Below are 17,779 nucleotides of genomic sequence, written 5' to 3' on the forward strand. Positions count from 1 at the left end.
CATTCTTTCTCTGTACGACCTACCTAAACGTTTTCCTTTTTCAAACTTAAATGAAAAATAATATAGAAAATATAAATGAAAAATAATTAACATTAATACTGAAACGAACAAGAATGGCTCAATATAAATACCCGAAGAAAAGTTACACAACTCTACAATGGTTGAATTCATCGTTCCCGCATCCCTTCACTCGCATAGCGCAGCACAGGCTGCAGCACGTATTCCAGCACGCGTCTCTCCCCCGTCAGCAGGTCCGCGGTCACGGACATGCCCGGAACCAGACGCACATCCCTGCCGTCCACGTTCAGATGCTCCCGTTCGATCTCGATCCGCGCCGTGTAGGACAGCATCTGCGGTGCCGCCTGCGGGCCGGTCGTTGCCGCGCCTGCAGCACCGGCGGCATTATTCGCGTCCTGGGGCACGACGGCATCGGCGCTGAGGCTGACGATTTTTCCCTCGATGCTGCCGTAGCGCATGTAGTTGAAGGCATCGACCTTCACCGCCGCCCGTTGGCCGATCTCGATAAAGCCAATATCCCGGTTCGTCACCGTCTCCTCGACCGTCAGACGGTCGCCATCCGGCACGATGCGCATCAGTGCTGCACCAGGCTGGACATAGCCGCCGAGCGTATGCACCGAGAGGCCGGTGACCTCCCCCGCCACCGGCGCCGCGAGGGTCAGGCGACCAACCCGGTCGGTTGCCTTGATCCGTTCCTGCGCCGCCGCATTCGCCTTCTGCCGGGCGTCGGCCAGGGCGCGCTGGCGTTCCGCCTCGAAGGCGAGCAGCTGGTTCTCCGCCGTGGCCTCGGCGCTCGCCAGGGTGGCCTGGGCTTCCTCGATCTGCCTGTCCAGCACCAGGCCCTGGTGCCGCGTTTCCAGCAGCGCCTGCTCATGCTCCAGATAGACGGATTTTTGGGTCAGCTGTTTGTCGTAGAGAATACGCTGGCCGTCGACACGTTCCGTCAGCAGCGGCAGCACGGCGGCGATCTTGTTCTGCTCCGCCCGGAGCGAGGCCAGCGTCGCCCTCGCCCGCGCAGCCTCCCGCCCGGCCCGGATCTGCTCCCCCGTCAGCGCCGCCCATTCCGCCCGCATGACGGCAAGGCTCTCGGCAACCTCATGCTCCCGCGCCGTCACCATGATGGCGGGACGGCCGATTTCAGCACCATGCAATACAGAACTCCAGTGCGATTCCCCTGCACCGAATACTATGCACGCGCGCCCTTCAGATCACACAAAAAACGCCTACTCCGCCTCCGGCACCTGTGCCTCTTTCAACGCCGCCGCCTGCCGCGTCGCCAACGCATCCACATCGAAATCCGCAACCAGATCGTGGAACAGCCGGTACCAGTTCACTTCCGCTTTCAGGTGCAGGAAAACCGAGCCGAGCCCGATCGCAGCGCGGTCCATCAGGACGAATTCACGGGGCGGTTTGACGCCGCGCAGGCGGCGGAGTTCGACATGGACTTTTTCCGCCACCTCGCGGCCATACATGCCGGTGTTGGTTTCCTGGATGCGGCGGGTCTTGTCTTCCATCAACGGGGCATAGATGAAGCGGGCCCACATGTTCAGGACCCCGACGGTTTCCTTGTCCAGCCCCTCGAAGCCCCAGCTTTCATAGGCATGCACCGCCAGCGCCTCGTCATCGGTCGAAAGCGCGTTGTAGAGGTCTATGACGCCCTTGACGAAGCTCGGCGGGAAGACGCGGATGCAGCCGAAATCGAGCAGGTTGACCGAGCCGTCCGGGCGGACCGAGTAGTTGCCGAGATGCGGGTCCCCGTGGATCACCCCATATTCGTAGAACGGCACGTACCAGGCCCGGAACATGTTGAGAGCGACCCGGTTGCGGCTTTCCTGATCGTCATGCGCGGCAATGAAATCGAGCAGCTTGGCGCCGTCGAGCCAGTTCATGGTCAGCACGCGCGGGGTGGTCTGGGCATCGACGCTGTGCGGTACATGCACGCCCGCCTCGTCCTTCAGCATCTGGCCGTAGAGCGCCATGTGACGCGCCTCGCGCTGGTAATCCAGCTCCTCGCGCAGCCGGGCGGAGAGTTCCTTGTAGATCTCGTCCGTATGGATCGCCTTGTCGTAGCGGGCATAGATCGAGAAGATCAGCCGGAGTTGCTTGAGATCCGCCTCGACCGCCGACTGCATGTCCGGATATTGCAGCTTTACCGCCAGCGGGTTGCCGTCTGCATCCGTCGCCTTGTGCACCTGCCCGAGGGACGCCGCCGCCGCCGCGTCATGCTCGAAGCTGCCGAATTTCTGCTGCCAGCCGGCGCCCAGCTCCCGGCTCATCCGGCGTTTGACGAACAGCCAGCCCATGCTCGGCGCGTCGGCCTGAAGCTGTACCAGCTCGTTGGTATATTCCTTCGGCAATGCGTCCGGGATGGTGGCCAGGATCTGCGCCACCTTCATCAGCGGCCCCTTCAGGCCACCCAGCGCCTCGCGCAGCTCCGCCGCGTGCGTGCCCTTGTCCAGCTTCATGCCGAGATAGCGCTCACCGGCAACCCGCGCCGCGAGGCCGCCAACAGCTCCCGTCACCCGCGCGTACCGCTTTACGCGGCCGCCCAGGGAATTACGTTCCTGATCTTTCATGGCCGAGAAGATAGGACGCGGCGGAAGCAATACCAGAGGCAAATCGTCCCGGCCTATTGCCCACCTCATTGGAGGATTGCCATTGGGGATTGTCCGTTGCCGATGCGGGCGCTAGGCTCCGCGCACCGTCTTGAAAGGGATGGCAAAGTTCTCGGGGCGGGGCGGAACTCCCCACCGGCGGTAACATGGTCCACCCAATGCACGGGAAAATCATGAAGCCCGCGAGCGCCCGGCCTCGGCCGGGGTCAGCAGATCCGGTGCAACTCCGGAGCCGACGGTCACAGTCCGGATGAGAGAGAACGACATGGGAGCGGAGACTGCCCTCACGGGTTCCGTCCCCTGTTTGTACTCGGCCTCGATTCCAGTTTGTGATGCATGGAGTTGGAACCGACAATGAATAGCTCAGCAAAAGATACCGGCGTTGCGTCCGGTGACCGCATTGCCTTTATCAAGGCGAGCTGGCACAGCGACATGACCGATCGCGCCCGGGACGGCTTCACCGACGAGATGAAGCAGCGCGGGTTCGATACATCGAAGATCGACTGCTTCGACGTCCCCGGCGCCTACGAGATCCCCCTGACAGCCATGAAGCTGATCGCCAGCGACCGCTATGCCGCCGTGATTGCCTGCGGCTTTGTCGTCGATGGTGGCATCTACCGGCACGATTTCGTTGCCTCCGCCGTGGTCGACGGGCTGATGCGGGTACAGCTCGATACCGGCGTACCGGTCTTCTCCGTCGTCCTGACGCCGCACCATTTCCATGAAACCGAGGACCATACCCGTTTCTTCCGGGAACATATGGTCGGCAAGGGCCGGGAAGCCGCCGGGGCCTGCCTCGACGTGCTCGCACTGGAAGAAACGCTCTCGGCTTAAGCAACCCCCACCATTCCGGACACGGCCCTCTCACTGGCACGTGAGTAGCCGTGTCCGGCTGCCTGCCCTATGTCTGTTCCTGAGCTTGGTATCGCCGGAGGAACATCATGCTGCTGAAGCGATTGAAGGGTTGGGAATTGCCGGAACGGGCGGTCACGTCTGAATCCGTCTTTCACAACAGGCGCGCCCTGCTGAAAGGCTTGGCGGCCGGACCGATGATTCTCTCGGCAGCCGCGTTGGCCGGTTGCAGCGACGAGGCGAGCGCCGAAGCGGATGCAGCGAAACAGCTTGCCTCCGTAGAACCCGATCCCTCTTCCCATCTCTATCCGGTGAAACGGAACCCGGCCTTCACCGACGGCGGACCGGACCGGCCGATTACCGATCCGGACCTTGCCACCAGCTACAACAATTTCTACGAGTTCGGCAGCCACAAGAATATCAGCCGCGCCGCCCAGGCCCTGAAGATCCGGCCCTGGACCGTGACTCTCGACGGCGAGGTAGCCAAGCCGAAGACCATCGATATCGACGATCTGCTGGATCAGATGCCGCTTGAAGAGCGTGTCTACCGGCTTCGCTGCGTCGAGGCCTGGTCCATGGTCGTGCCGTGGAGCGGATTTCCGCTGTCAGCGCTGGTCAAACTGGCGGAGCCGCTGTCCTCGGCGAAATATGTCCGCATGGAAACCTTCATGGACCCGGATAATGCCAAGGGCCAGAAACAGCATTGGTATCCCTGGCCCTATATCGAGGGGCTGAGCATCGAAGAGGCGATGAACGATCTCGCCTTCATCGCCACCGGTATCTACGGCAAGCCGATGCCACGGCAGAACGGCGCGCCGCTCCGGCTGGCGGTACCGTGGAAATACGGTTTCAAATCGACCAAATCCATCGTCCGCTTCACCTTCACCTCGGAGCGGCCTGTTTCCTTCTGGGAAGAGCTGCAGAAGAGCGAGTACGGCTTCTGGGCGAACGTGAACCCGGAAGTCCCGCATGCCCGCTGGAGCCAGGCCACTGAACGCCCGCTCGGCGGCGACGGCAAGATCCCGACCCAGCTCTATAACGGCTATGCAGAGCAGGTGGCCGGTCTCTACAAGGGCATGGAAGGTGAACGACTCTTCACCTGACACGGTCGATACTTTCGAACACCGGTATTCCTGAGTTTTGTCATTTCATGAGAACCGGGAAACACTAGGTTAACGTTTCCCGGTATATGTTTTTGCCTCACCCAGGCATCGACATTTCATGACAAGCTCATCCTCAAAAGACAGAGCGCTATCGGAGTTCCGCAGACGCATCCCAGACGCCAAACCCGAGATCCACAGTTTTTTGGGTGCGTGGCTCGATGCGCGTGGCGATGCCCTGGTGCCCCACCGTAAGTCATTCTCTCCCATGACCATCCCGACCCTGTTGCGCTTTGTCTGGATGTATGAATTTGACCCGAAGCGGCAGGATTTCGTCTGCCAGCTCGCCGGCGAGAGCGTGAACGAAGCATGGGGAGGAAATATCAAGGGGCGAACGATCCGCGAGGTTGTCGGTAAAATCGATTACCCGGCAGTAAAGCAGCGGTGGGATATCATCGTCGGTCAGCCCGCCATTCAATATGGCGCTGTAGAAGAACGACTGACATCTCTTGAAACCTGGCAAGCCGAGCGCCTACTGCTCCCGATGGCCTCCCCAGACGGGACAATCAATGTCATGCTCGGCTGCAGCCTCTACAGCCTGCAACGCAGCGTCCCCGAAGGAACGCAGACCTTCCCGGAACATATAATCCGGATCCCTTGCGCAGACCTTCAATAAGGTCGCCATGCGGGCCTGCGCTTCAAGTCATCCGGAGTTCAGTCAGGACTCTTTCACGCGCCGATACATAACCAGATCGGTATCCGCGATATGCATCAGAGGCAGCGTCTTTGAAAGCTCGTTCAGGAACGCGAATACGTCCGGTGCATCCGGCTTGTAGTCGTGCCACAGGATAACGCCGTCATCCGTCAGCATGTTCAGCGCTTTTCGGGTGTCGCTCTCAACGTAGGAGCGAGTGTGGGCGCCATCGACAAAGATCAAATCAACACTACCCCGAAGCGACTCCTCGTCATAGGATTTGCTGTCGGAAAAGATCTGCCGGATATGTTTCTCCGAAACCTGGCCGTTGTAATAGAACGTCTCGAAAGAGGATTCTGCGACCGCGATATCCCTATGTTCTTTGTCGTCGCCTAGCCCGAATTCCGTTGCGGCCAGATCGTCGGGATGCAGCGTCAGAGTGAAGATCTCCGAGTCCGGCGCCGCGTTCTGCGCGAACACATGCGCGGTCTTGCCGGAACAGGTGCCAAACTCGAAAACCCGCTTCACGTTCTTCGACAACGCAGCCATGACCCAGGATTCCCGGTCGGAAAGAGACGCGACCACACCTTCTCCACCAATGAACCGAACTTCCGAATCAGGGCTCGGCCCGTAACGCGTCATCTCGAAACAGGGCGCAACCTCTTCCAGTTTCACTTTCCGAACGGGATACTCAGAAAAGGTAAAGGCACGTTTCTTCTGCCGGCGGAGCTTCAGCATCCGACGGGTGACAAAAAAGAGCGCAACCAGCGACAGCAGATTGGTCGCGAGAAGAAGAACTGTCAGCCAGGCGGGCCAATCGGGCATGGACTGCATTCCAGTGCTGGGGCAATTTCCGGATCGGACTGAGACATGACGGCGTCGGGAAGAGCTGTCAACATTCAGCTTTTCACTGTTCTGGAAACGTGGAGCCCGAGCGCATGAATGCGAATACCGAACAGAGTGGACGCTGCCTCTGTGGCGCAACCCGAAATACATTTTCGGGCCCGGCGAACTGGGTTGGCCATTGCCACTGCAAAAGCTGCAGGCGGCAAACGGGTTCCGCCTACACCACCTATATCGGCGTTCCGCGAGAAGCGGCGCATTTCACAGGCACTCCCCCTGCGATTTTCACCTCCTCACCCGGCATAGAGCGTCTGTTCTGCGACCAATGCGGAACCCCGCTCGCCTTCCGCTCCGACCGGTTCGCGGATGAAATCCATCTGTTCGCGGCAACGCTGGAAGATCCGGATTCGGTCACTCCCGCATTTCACGTGTACTGGGATGAACGGCTTTCCTGGACGGCCTGCGACGACGAACTGCCTAAACATGCAGGATCTTCTTATGAATGACCCTCGCGCGGCTTGTTCGCCCCTTGCCGGTTGCTTATGTTCTGAATAGATCCAGAGACCGGCCGAGACACCCCCAGATAGCAGGACTGCCCGCCCCCATGACCGAACACCACGAGAAAATTGTCATCATCGGATCCGGCGCCGCCGGTCTGACCGCCGCTATCTATACGGCCCGCGCCAACCTCAAACCGGTTGTGCTTGCAGGCCTGCAGCCGGGCGGCCAGATGACGATCACCTCAGAGGTGGAAAATTATCCAGGTTTTGCGGACGTCATCCAGGGCCCCTGGCTGATGGAGCAGATGCAGAAACAGGCCGAACATGTCGGCGCGCGGATCGTCTACGATCTCGTCACCTCGGTCGATTTCTCCAAACGCCCATATACTTTATCCATGGATAGCGGCGACACCTTCGTCGCCGACGCCGTGATCATCGCCACTGGCGCGCAGGCCCGGTGGCTGGGGCTGGAGAGCGAGCAGAAGTACAGCGGAAAAGGCGTGTCCGCCTGCGCCACGTGCGACGGGTTTTTCTTCCGCAATCAGGAAGTCATCGTGGTCGGCGGCGGCAACACGGCGGTCGAGGAAGCTCTCTATCTCGCCAACATCGCCTCCAAGGTGACGCTAGTGCATCGCCGCGACACACTGCGCGCCGAGAAGATCATGCAGGAGCGTCTGTTCCGGCACGAGAAGATCGAGGTGGTCTGGGACAGCGCTGTAGAGGAAGTGCTCGGCGGAGAAGGTCCGATGGCCGGTGTCGAAGGCGCGCGCATCAAGAATCTGAAAAACGGCGCTGTTTCCGAGATCGCTGCGACCGGATTCTTCGTCGCAATTGGTCACGACCCGGCAACAAAGCCGTTCATCGAGGCGATCGAAGCGGATGACGAAGGCTATCTGATCACTGAAAAAGGCAGCACCCGGACCTCGATTCCCGGCGTTTATGCGGCTGGTGATTGTGTCGACAAGGTCTACCGGCAGGCTGTGACGGCGGCTGGAATGGGCTGCATGGCGGCGCTGGAAGCGGAAAAATTGCTAGCCGCACTTGAGGACCAGGCTGCCGAAGCAGCGGAATAATTCCGACAGCTTCCGGTAATGATCCGATAACCCTTTTGCCCTAAAGTGCTTTTTACATCGTGTTCCTCTGGCCCACAGGACTCCTCTGGCCTAGACTAACGCACGGAACAGTGAGCTAAAAAGGCGAGATCGGTTCACCATGGCCATGGACTGGGACAAACTCCGGGTGTTTCATGCCGTTGCTGAGGCAGGCAGTTTCACGCATGCAGGCGAGACGCTCAATCTCAGCCAATCTGCTGTCAGTCGGCAAATCAGCCAACTAGAAGATTCTCTGAAGGTTGCGCTCTTTCACAGGCATGCGCGCGGCTTGATCCTGACCGAGCAGGGCGAGACATTGTATCGGACGGCGCGGGATGTCTTCGCCAAGCTAGCCGCTGCCGAAGCCAGCCTGTCGGAAGGCAAGGAGTTGCCGCGCGGACCGCTGAAGATCACCACACCAGTGGCATTCGGTTCAACCTGGCTCGCCTCGCGCATCGGGAAATTCCTGGAACTCTATCCGGAAATCACGGTCAATTTGATCATCGACGACGGCGAGCTGGATCTCGGGATGCGCCAGGCCGATGTCGCCATCCGGCTGACACCGCCACGCCAGCCAGATCTGATTCAGCGCCATATAAAAAATATAAAGCTGCACCTCTATGCCGCTCCGTCTTACCTGAAACACGCGGGCATGCCGCAAACTGCGGAAGAGCTGCAAGACCATCGTCTGGTGCTTTATGGCGATACTCCGCACCCGCCCTTCCCCAACGTGAACTGGCTGCGTGACGTTGCGACGGGCGGCAACCGGCGCACTCATATGAACACCTTCTCGGTGAATAACTACTATGCGATCCTGCGCGCCGTGCAAGGCGGTGTCGGCATTGCCGCGATACCGGATTATCTGGCCCAGGAAGACAGCAGTCTCGTCCGTATCATGCCCGATATCGAAGGCCCCCAGGTTCCGGCTTATTTCGTGTATCCGGAAGAGCTAAGGCACTCGAAAAGAATTACCGTATTGCGCGATTTTCTCATTCAGGAAGTTGCATTGACGCAATTCTGAGCAAAACGATAAAGCCGTTTAATCCCTGATCGACGCAGCAACTTTAAAGCCAAACCGACCAGCGGATTTTGATTCGTAACTATTTTCGTTGCATTAATTTGACATCCTAAGGCAAACGGCCATGCAGTTTTTGCATATCGGAACTGAACAAAAATGCATGGTCGTTAACGTCTTATAGACATATCTAATTCATTATCACGGTGCTGCCTCGCAGCATCTGTCCTTCAGGCCCCCGCCTGAAGTAGAGGGCCCCTCGGGGTCCTACGTCTCCCAGACGTGAAGCCTCCCTGTTCAACTTGCCGGGAACCTTTGGGTTCTCGGCAATTTTTTTTTGGGAGGGTGCTGGAACGTATCTCCCACCGACCTGATTCAAGAACAGACGGCCGAATCCCTATTGCGAGCAGCGCCAAAGCCCGCCTCCTATTCTTCCGCCCCAGCGGGAAGAAGGACGCGGATTGTCGTCCCGTCTCCAAATGCGCTTTCGATGATCAGACTGCCGCCATGCAACTCGACGAACTTCTTGGATAGAGCAAGTCCGATACCCTTTCCGTCCGGGTTATGCATTTTCCCATCCTTGAGCTGATTGAAAGGCTCCAGAGCTCTAGGAATATCGGCTTCAGCCATCCCGATACCGGTATCGGAAACACTGATCTCCAGAAACCCGTCGGCATTGCGGTTTGAGGCGACGTCAATCCTCCCGCCCGGCAACGTGTAATGGATTGCGTTATTGATCAGATTGATCAGAACCTGACGCAGTTTAAGGCGCTCTGCCGAGATCACCGGCGGAGTAGCAGCTCCAGCCGGCAAAACATTCAGCTCGACACCGCCTCTTCGTGCCAGGGGAGCGAGAAGGTCCCGACAGAAGACAATGATCTCAGCTACATCCACAGGCTCTTTATCAATTGATGCCTGAAGACTCTCGCTTCTCGCCAGGCTCAGCATCTCGTCGATCAGGCTCGACAGGTGCTTTCCGCTCTCGGCGACGAGTGTTGCGTACTCTTTATAGCGGACATTTCCGATAGGCCCGACGGCTTCAGTGCCAATGATTTCAGCGAAACCGATGATGCTGTTGAGCGGTGTTCGCAATTCGTGCCCCAACTTGTTGAAGATTTCCTGCTTCAAATCCTTCTCAAGCTCCGCCTCCTTGTGAGCGAGTTCCAGATTGGCAAGCAGATGCTCTTTTTCAGCGGCGAGCAGCAGGCGCTCTTCGGCCGCCTTCGAGGTCGCCCACCCCCAAACCAGCATCACGGCCAGAAAAACCAGCGCCATGACCGAGAGAACAGGACTTGCACCGCCCTCCATAAAAACAATACCGATAATCGTCCCGATCCCGGCCGGTAGCACAAAAGCCCGGAAGACCCATTGACTGCTGGCCATCGTGAAGGTGGCGCCAGCCAGCATTCCGCAAACCGCCATCAAGACAACGCCAAGAACTTCAATCGGCATAGGAAAGACCGCGACCGCTAAGCCGATAAGCGACCAGATCGCCCCTTGAGCTGCCGCGCACAGAAGCATGCGCCGCTCCCACAACGGCGCATCCGCACAGGACACTTCGGCGCGCTTGAATTGCGTTAGGAGAATGATCCGGTATGTACTGATAGCCCCCATTAGGAGGAGCCATCCAGAAATATACACAAGCGGAACATGGTCTCTCGCCGCGACACAAATCAAAGCCGCAATGGCAATATTGGATAAGGCAGGAAATTTGGATGCAAATAGCGGCTCGATGCGCCGCAGCGTTAAGTCTCCACCAGTGTTAAGGGAGTCGGATTCTTCGTTCAAATCCGGAGATGATTTCTTCATCGATCCTCCACCCCAGTATTCTTTTACCACTCACGATGGGGCGAGTAAGCCCTTCCGCAATCCAGGAGTCGAGGCTGAATAGAAATCGCGCCTCTTGATATGCCCCCGTATCAGCATATCCAAAGTTGATTTCCAACTCCAATCACAGACCTGCAATATTGCTTTTCAATGGTAATCCATTTCATCGCCACACGCTAAAATGTCCGGTGACTTAGAGATCCCCTCCCAGTCGCAGACACTCAAGAATGGATCCGCAACAGTCAGCCGGTAAATTGAGTCATTGCACCACTAGACCTTGACATGCGCCAAGGTTTAAGACTGATTCTGCGAACAAATCGCATTATCAAATTTGGCAATCTGACGCCGGGATGGACGCAGGGTCATGCAAGCAGAACTTTCAGTCTTGGTGGGAAATGCCGGGAACTGGCTAAACGAGCATATCCGCCATCTTGAATCCCACGACATTCGCCCTGTAGCCCGCGCAGCCAATGACGCAACTTACGAGACCGATTTCGGGCGAATCCACTTGCAGGTGCAGGATAATGAGCTTCAGGTCCGAATCGTTTCGCCAGACGAAGCCGCACTGACGACGCTCCAGGGATCGATCTTCGATTACCTTAAGGAAACAGATCCGGCAGTTGCGCAGCGTGTCTCCTGGACCGGTGTGGCCCCGGCGCCAGGGCAGCCGAAAAACTTCCGTGAAATGACGGTGCAAACCATCCGGCCTGTCTCCGACTGGATGTTGCGCATGACGTTGAAGGGAGAGGATCTCGCCCCATTCGACCAACGCGGTCTGCATGTTCGCCTGATGATCCCGGAAGCGCCGCATGGGCGCCCGTTAGTATGGCCAAGCATCGACTCGTCCGGCGCCGTCCATTATCCGGATGGCGACGATACGCTGACGGTCCGGGTCTACACCATCCGGCATATCCGCCCTGAAAGCGGCGAGGTCGATATCGACATTGTCCGTCACGCCGGTGGCGTCTTCTCCGACTGGTCTGAGACTGCAGAACCGGGCCAGAAGGTCGGCATGATCGGCCCCGGAGGCGGGTACTTCCCGGCTGCCGGCTGGCTCGCAATTGGCGGAGACGATACTGCGGTACCGGCAATCCTGCGCATCCTCGAACAGCGTGAAGACGAAGCCGGTGGCCAGGTGATAATCGGGCTGCACCCACATCAGGAACCGCAGAAAATCGAACTACCGGCCAACTTCGCGATCAATTGGGTAGCCACTTCCGATCTGGTCAATGCCATGCAAGCGGTCTCCTCTCCTTCGGCCGCCAATTGCGTTTTCTGGTTTGCCGGCGAAGCCGAGCAGGCCCGCGCCTTGAGGACATATTTCAAGTCCGAACTCGGCCTTCCAGCAGAACGCCGTTCCAGCGCTGCCTACTGGCGGCACATCAAAGCCGCTTAACCCACGCGCCGAACAACTCTCACAGTGAGATTACATATGAATAGAATTCTTCCAGCTCTTTTCGCTGCCACCGTGACCTTGCCGTCGGCGGCGGCGTTCGCTCAGGACACCTCATTCTTCCGGGGAAACGGTTGCGTTGAAACCGATCACGGTAACCTCAGCCACCCGAACCGAGACGCCAATCGACGAGACCACGGTCTCCGTGACTGTGATCACGCGTGAAGAAATCGAGGAACAGTCATCGGTAAACACACCGGTCGGCTCGATCCTGGCGAAGACCGTGCCAGGTTTCGGCCAGGCCACCGAAAACCTGACGGAATACGGCCAGACCTTGCGTGGCCGAAATTTCCTGACTCTGATCGACGGCGTGCCACAGACCAACACGCTGAACAACAATTACCGGTCACTGAACAGTATTAGCACCAGCGCCATTGAACGTATTGAAGTCGTGCGCGGCGCGACCGCTGCCTACGGTTTCGGTGCCCCGGGCGGCCTCGTCAATATCATCACCAAAAAGCCGACCGATGGTGAAATCCAGTACACGGCAGCAGCCGGCCTCCGCTTTCAGCCGACAGATGCCGGCGAGTCCGCGAGCTATACTACCAATCTAGGTGCATCCGGCCGTACCGGGCATATCGATTATCTGCTGAACGGTAATTTCGACAAAGCTGGTGGCAGCTTCACAGCCGAGGGTGAACGGCGCCCGCCGGACAGCTACGGCACCCAGGGCGGCACCGACGACATCACTTCCTACAATTTCCTGGGCAAGCTTGGTTTCGAGCGGGAAGATCATCGTCTGCAGCTTAGCGCCAACTACTATGACTACACGCAGGACAGTGACTGGGCCGGCACGGTCAGCGGCGGCAGCATTACGAACAATACCAGTGCAACACCGTCGACCGGGAACATCAACACGCGCCGTCCCGGCGTCGAGAATATGACCCTGAACGCGACCTACAGCAATATCGACGTGGCTGGTAGCACCGTCGAGCTGCAGGGCTACTTCAACCAGAATACGACGACTTTCACGCGGACCGAATTCCTGAACTTCGTCTATGACCAGTACGAGACGGAATCGGAGAAGTTCGGCAGCCGCCTGACCGTCAACACACCGATCCCCCAGGATGCCCTTCCGCTCAATCTCGTCTGGGGTGTCGATTACATCCGCGACGAGACAGTGGTGAACGATATCGACGCAGTTTCCACCGTGCCTGACTACACGATGAACGGCATTGCGCCCTTCGCGCAGCTCAACGCCGATATCGGTACAAGCCTGAAAGTCACCGGCGGCGTGCGGTACGAAATCATCGATGTCGATATTCCGACCCACATCAATGAAACCGGCAACAGCGTCAACGGCGGCACCGTCGATTATCGCGAGCCACTTTTTAACATCAGTGCATCCTACGATCTGCTCGATGGCGTGGCGGTCTTCGGCGGTTACTCGGAAGGGTTCCAGCTCGGCGATCTCGGCCGCTATCTCAACGATACCGGTTTCACCGATGTTTCCCAGCTTTCCTCGGAAGGCCAGACCACCGAAAGCTACGAGATCGGTTTCCGCATCACCCGGAACGGTTTCACCTTCGAGCCGACCGTTTTCTATAAAGAGTCAGGCAATGGTGTGACCTACGACGAGAACCTCAACATCCAGCTGGCGCCGGAAAAGGTCTATGGTGTCGAAGTCAGCGCCTCATACGCGCTGCATGAGAAAGTCGATATCGGCGGCACCTTCACCTGGCTCGAAGGCCGCTACGATGCCAACGGAGACGGCGATTATGATACCGATCTCGGCTCCGACCGGATCGCCCCGCACAAGCTGACGACCTACATCGAAGCCCGTCCCTGGGACTTCGGCTCGCTCAGGCTTCAGACGCTTTATTCTGGCTATCGCAATCCGGATAGCAACCAATTCACCGGGCTGCTGAGCGTCGGCATCGAGAACCTGTTCGACGAGGACTACGCTCCGGTGCTGCAGCAATCCTATTCGGTGCAGGCTTATGGCTATGACGACTACTACTACGTCAAAGGTCCGGGCCGGACCGTCGCGCTGGCCTACAGCGTCAAATTCTAAGCCGCTCAGACCTGACACATAACAACTAACCGCGGATAAGCGGCCCGATGTTCGACATTCACGATCTCAAGGTCACCGTTGAAAATCGGGCCGTTCTCGATTTGCCGGAACTCCAGATTCTGGCTGGCCGGTTCACTGTTATTCTCGGCCAAAACGGCTCCGGCAAATCCACCCTGATGAAGACACTCGCCAGGCAGCGCCCCGTCCCCCAAGGAAGCGTTTTGCTCAATGGAAAGCCGATCGGTAGCTTCCGGCAAGCTGACTTCGCCAAGAAAGTCGCCTTCGTGCCCCAGCATCTACCGGAAGCCCCGGGGCTCGATACCCGCTCTTTTTGCATTCTCGGGCGATACCCGTGGCGCGGCGCTTTCGGACGCTGGCTCCAGCGGGATCACGACATTGTCGCCGCCGCGATGGAAGCTATGAATGTGACCGGCTTCGCCGCGACACAGATCGACGCTCTCTCCGGCGGCGAACGTCAACGCGCCTGGATTGCCATGGCATTGGCCCAACAAGCGGAATACTTGCTGCTGGACGAGCCGGTATCCGCGCTGGATGTCACCCACCAGATCGATGTGATGGAGCATCTTGCCCGGCTAAACAGGGAAACCGGCGTCGCCATTATCGTCATTCTGCATGATGTCAATCTCGCCGCGCGCTATGCCGATCAAATCATCGGTTTGCGGCGGGGGCGAACTGTCTTCCAAGGCTCTCCGGACATGCTGATGGCGCCGGAGCCGCTGGCCGGTCTTTACGGACATTCCTTTTCAATCGTAAGCCATCCGCGTACCGCGCAGGCAGTGGCTCTGAGCAACTGACACATGTTCCCAAGGAAAATCTCGATGCGCGCCTTTCGCTGGTTTCTGATCCTGTCTGTGGCCCTGATCTCCGCCGTTACACCGGAGATGGCTAGCGCTGCGGGCGGGCTGACCATCCTCGATTCACGCGGTGAGCAGCATTTCGAGACCATGCCCAAACGGGTGGTCGCGCTGAACTGGGCGATGGCCGAGCATCTGGTCGATCTCGAAGTCCCTCTGCTGGGTGTCGCAAATCCAAATGGCTATAACGAGTGGGTCCGCGTCCCAGCACTGCCGGGCGGCATCATGGATCTGGGCAAGCGCGACGCCCCCAATCTGGAACAGCTCCTCATGCTAAAGCCGGACCTGATCCTGCTTGCAGGAGATCAAGGCCCTTATGCGAGCCGCTTCGAGCAGATTGCACCGGTCCTGCATTTCGATCTCTTCCGGGAAGATCACAATAACGCGGCGAAAGCCCGGCAGGTTTTCAGCGCCCTCGGCGCCTTCTTCGGCCGGAGCGAACTCGCAGAGCGCAAGCTGGCCGAAATGGATCAGCGTATCGCGACTCAGAAAACAGAGATTGTCGCTGCCTATAACGGCACTCCGCCACCGGTAACCATCGTCCGCTTCACCGATGAAAAACGGGTCGTGATTTACGGCGAGAACAGCATGGCCACGGCAGCGCTTGATGGGCTTGGCCTTGAGACAGGATATCCAGTTCCGAATTCGCGTTGGGGGCTGGTCTTCAAACCGGTTACCGCTCTTGGCTCCATCGATAACGGCTTGGTGCTGCATATCGAACCGTTCAGCAAGAAAGACCTGCTGTTCGGCACCGATCTCTGGGGTGAGATGCCGTTCGTGAAATCCGGCAATTTCCATGCAATGCCATCTCTATGGACCTACGGGGGAGCACTCTCCATAGGTCGTGCGGCCGATAGCATCACCACTATTTTGCTAGGTGCATCCGGGAAATGAGGGTAGCGCCTCTTGCCCTCACGTTTGCCTTTCTCGCTCTATCCGGCGCGCTGCATCTTTTCTTCGGTCTTCCTGCTGATCTCCCCTTAGCGGACCTGTTCGCAAGCGGAGGCGGGTTTGCAGAAACGCTGTTCTGGCAGGGCGAGGTGCCGCGCGCGACCATGGCGGTACTCGTTGGGGCGGGGCTGGGGCTCGCCGGCAGCGCGATCCAGGAGATCACCCGCAACCCGCTGGCCTCTCCGGTGACTCTCGGGACCGTATCCGGCGCCTGGACAGCACTCTTGCTTGCCACCATCTTTATTCCTGCCTTTGCGGCGGCACATGGCATTTGGATCTGCCTCCTCGGAGGCGCCGGGGTCACCGCGTTGGTTCTGGCAGTCGCCGGGTTTGCCCGCATGGACGGGCTGATCCTTGTGATCCTCGGGATCGCGGCCAATCTTTTCCTAGGCGGTGTCGGTGTTGTCCTGGCGCTCCTGCACGGCCAAATCGCCAGCACGCTCTTTATCTGGGGTGCCGGAGACCTGACCCAGACCGGGTGGACAGAAACCATTTGGCTCGCGCCGCAAATTGCCATTGCGGCAATTGCTCTGCTCACATTGTCCCGGCCACTGACCCTGATGCGGCTCGGCCATCAGGTGGCGGAAGGGCGGGGACTTGTTACCGTACCGCTGAGCATTGGCGTCATGGGGCTCGCAGTCTGGCTCACGGCAGCCTCAGTCTCTGCGGTCGGCGCTATTGGCTTCATCGGCCTGATCGCGCCTAATCTGGTCCGCCTCCTTGGCGTGCAGACAACCTTCATGCGGCTGCTGCTTGGCGCCATCGCCGGAGCCGCTGCGCTTCTCCTGACCGACTGCATCCCGGTGGCACTTGCCGACTGGTCCAAAACGCTAATACCCAGCGGGTCCAGCGCAGCCTTGATTGGAGCGCCCGCTCTCATCCTCCTCGCCTTCCGGCATATGCGGGCGGAAAGGCCCGGGAGCTTCCACCTTCCAAGTGGACGCAATAGCATCCCGCGCCCACTCCTGGGCCTGATCCTGGCGACATGTCCCGTAGCAGCACTGCTCGCGATCGGCTTCGGGGGATCTCTGGACGGGCCGGTCTGGATCGGCAACGCGTCAGCCAACGTGCGCGATATGCTGTTGTCGCTGCGCTGGCCTAGCGTTCTTGCCGCTGCTGCTGCCGGTACCGCAATGGCAACGGCTGGTACCATCCTGCAGCGTCTGCTCCGCAATCCACTTGCGAGCCCCGATGTTCTCGGCGTCACCTCCGGTGCCACCTTCGCGATTGTCGTCGCTGTCTTGCTGGCAGGCCTTCCACCAGCGGAAACGGCCGCGCCCAGCGCCGCAATCGGCTCCCTCGCCGTGCTCGGGCTCCTCACTTTGATCTGGCGCCGTCGCGATACACCTCCGTCGCTTCTCATCCTGACCGGTATCGCCCTTGCCGCACTGCTCGACGCCCTGGTGCATTTCGCCCTCGCGAAAGGCGGCGACGAAGCCAACACCCTGCTCACCTGGCTCACCGGCGCTACCTTTCTCACGGGGCCGACCGAAGCCCTGATGCTGTCCGGTTGCACATGTGTGGTTATTGCCGTCGCCTTAGCCGCCCGCCGCTGGCTGACCCTTCTCAGTCTCGGCGAGGCAACCGCGGCGGCGCGCGGCTTGTCGGTCGAACGGGCACGGCAGGGCATGCTGCTGCTGGTCTCAGTCGCGACAGCCAGCGTGATCGCCTGGGTCGGGCCAATCTCCTTTGTCGGACTGTTGGCGCCGCATGCCGCCGCAATGCTCGGGGCCAAGACCGCGGGACAACAGCTCGTTGCCTCCGCCGGGATCGGGTGCTCGTTGCTGGTCCTGGCGGAGCTGATCGGCCGGATTGCCTTCTACCCGAACCAGATCGCGGCAGGCGCCATCGCTACCTTGATCGGCGGCGCCTACCTCTTTGGTGTCCAGTTACTCGGAATGGCTCGCCGCAAGACATCAATATTGTGATCG

15 protein-coding genes and 1 riboswitch are annotated in these 17,779 nt (G+C 59.1%); of the genes, 11 read left to right on the plus strand and 4 right to left on the minus strand.

Translation table 11 applies throughout. From position 1 onward, the window contains the following. Positions 1-167: 167 nt before the first annotated feature. Together ABJ076_RS07995 and ABJ076_RS08000 are read right to left on the minus strand one after the other, a co-directional pair. Positions 168-1,169, minus strand: a complete 1,002-nt coding sequence (locus tag ABJ076_RS07995; RefSeq protein WP_348202560.1) for an HlyD family type I secretion periplasmic adaptor subunit — start codon at positions 1,167-1,169, stop codon at positions 168-170. Positions 1,170-1,241: 72 nt separating this feature from the next. Then, complete coding sequence (locus tag ABJ076_RS08000) at positions 1,242-2,594, minus strand: AarF/UbiB family protein (RefSeq protein ID WP_348202562.1); 1,353 nt, start codon at positions 2,592-2,594, stop codon at positions 1,242-1,244. A gap of 143 nt (positions 2,595-2,737) precedes the next feature. Continuing rightward, positions 2,738-2,899, plus strand: a riboswitch (FMN riboswitch). An 88-nt stretch (positions 2,900-2,987) separates the two neighbouring features. Here ABJ076_RS08000 and ABJ076_RS08005 point away from each other — a divergent pair. The 3 genes from ABJ076_RS08005 to ABJ076_RS08015 all read left to right on the plus strand — a co-directional run bounded on the left by ABJ076_RS08005 (position 2,988) and on the right by ABJ076_RS08015 (position 5,261). Further along, positions 2,988-3,467, plus strand: coding sequence for a 6,7-dimethyl-8-ribityllumazine synthase (locus ABJ076_RS08005; protein ID WP_348193717.1), 480 nt, complete (start codon positions 2,988-2,990; stop codon positions 3,465-3,467). Between the two features lie 107 nt (positions 3,468-3,574). Further along, the gene (msrP, locus tag ABJ076_RS08010) at positions 3,575-4,588 is read left to right on the plus strand and encodes a protein-methionine-sulfoxide reductase catalytic subunit MsrP (protein WP_348193715.1); all 1,014 of its coding nucleotides are present in this window, start codon (positions 3,575-3,577) and stop codon (positions 4,586-4,588) included. A 118-nt stretch (positions 4,589-4,706) separates the two neighbouring features. Further along, entirely contained in the window at positions 4,707-5,261 is a 555-nt protein-coding gene (locus ABJ076_RS08015) for a PAS domain-containing protein (RefSeq protein ID WP_348193713.1), read from the plus strand. Between the two features lie 42 nt (positions 5,262-5,303). On the opposite strand, the gene ABJ076_RS08020 is transcribed toward ABJ076_RS08015, so the two are convergent. Continuing rightward, positions 5,304-6,104: a class I SAM-dependent methyltransferase gene (locus ABJ076_RS08020; protein WP_348193712.1), complete on the minus strand. Its 801-nt coding sequence runs from the start codon at positions 6,102-6,104 to the stop codon at positions 5,304-5,306. Between the two features lie 113 nt (positions 6,105-6,217). Between ABJ076_RS08020 and ABJ076_RS08025 the strand changes: the two genes are divergently transcribed. From ABJ076_RS08025 to ABJ076_RS08035, 3 genes are all read left to right on the plus strand, one after another. Continuing rightward, positions 6,218-6,628 (plus strand): GFA family protein, encoded by a 411-nt coding sequence (locus ABJ076_RS08025; protein ID WP_348193710.1) that lies wholly within the window; start codon positions 6,218-6,220, stop codon positions 6,626-6,628. Positions 6,629-6,726: 98 nt separating this feature from the next. Further along, positions 6,727-7,695 carry a thioredoxin-disulfide reductase gene (gene trxB / locus ABJ076_RS08030; protein WP_348193708.1) on the plus strand — a complete coding sequence of 323 codons (969 nt, stop codon included), beginning with the start codon at positions 6,727-6,729 and terminating at the stop codon, positions 7,693-7,695. A 145-nt stretch (positions 7,696-7,840) separates the two neighbouring features. After that, entirely contained in the window at positions 7,841-8,734 is an 894-nt protein-coding gene (locus tag ABJ076_RS08035) for a LysR family transcriptional regulator (protein ID WP_348193719.1), read from the plus strand. 420 nt (positions 8,735-9,154) lie between these two features. On the opposite strand, the gene ABJ076_RS08040 is transcribed toward ABJ076_RS08035, so the two are convergent. Next, positions 9,155-10,249 carry a HAMP domain-containing sensor histidine kinase gene (locus ABJ076_RS08040; RefSeq protein WP_348193706.1) on the minus strand — a complete coding sequence of 365 codons (1,095 nt, stop codon included), beginning with the start codon at positions 10,247-10,249 and terminating at the stop codon, positions 9,155-9,157. A 670-nt stretch (positions 10,250-10,919) separates the two neighbouring features. Here ABJ076_RS08040 and ABJ076_RS08045 point away from each other — a divergent pair. The 5 genes from ABJ076_RS08045 (at position 10,920) to fhuB (ending at position 17,776) form a co-directional block, all read left to right on the plus strand. Continuing rightward, on the plus strand, positions 10,920-11,951 hold the full coding sequence (locus ABJ076_RS08045; protein WP_348193704.1) for a siderophore-interacting protein: 1,032 nt from the start codon (positions 10,920-10,922) through the stop codon (positions 11,949-11,951). A 136-nt stretch (positions 11,952-12,087) separates the two neighbouring features. Then, on the plus strand, positions 12,088-14,022 hold the full coding sequence (locus ABJ076_RS08050; protein WP_348193703.1) for a TonB-dependent receptor: 1,935 nt from the start codon (positions 12,088-12,090) through the stop codon (positions 14,020-14,022). A gap of 47 nt (positions 14,023-14,069) precedes the next feature. Next, positions 14,070-14,837: an ABC transporter ATP-binding protein gene (locus tag ABJ076_RS08055; protein ID WP_348193701.1), complete on the plus strand. Its 768-nt coding sequence runs from the start codon at positions 14,070-14,072 to the stop codon at positions 14,835-14,837. Positions 14,838-14,861: 24 nt separating this feature from the next. Beyond that, complete coding sequence (locus ABJ076_RS08060; protein ID WP_348193699.1) at positions 14,862-15,791, plus strand: ABC transporter substrate-binding protein; 930 nt, start codon at positions 14,862-14,864, stop codon at positions 15,789-15,791. Further along, entirely contained in the window at positions 15,788-17,776 is a 1,989-nt protein-coding gene (gene fhuB, locus ABJ076_RS08065) for a Fe(3+)-hydroxamate ABC transporter permease FhuB (protein WP_348193697.1), read from the plus strand. The genes ABJ076_RS08060 and fhuB overlap by 4 nt, the downstream gene beginning before the upstream one ends. Positions 17,777-17,779: the final 3 nt, after the last annotated feature.

The sequence above is a fragment of the Nisaea sp. genome, from assembly GCF_039990255.1.
Lineage (GTDB): Bacteria > Pseudomonadota > Alphaproteobacteria > Thalassobaculales > Thalassobaculaceae > Nisaea.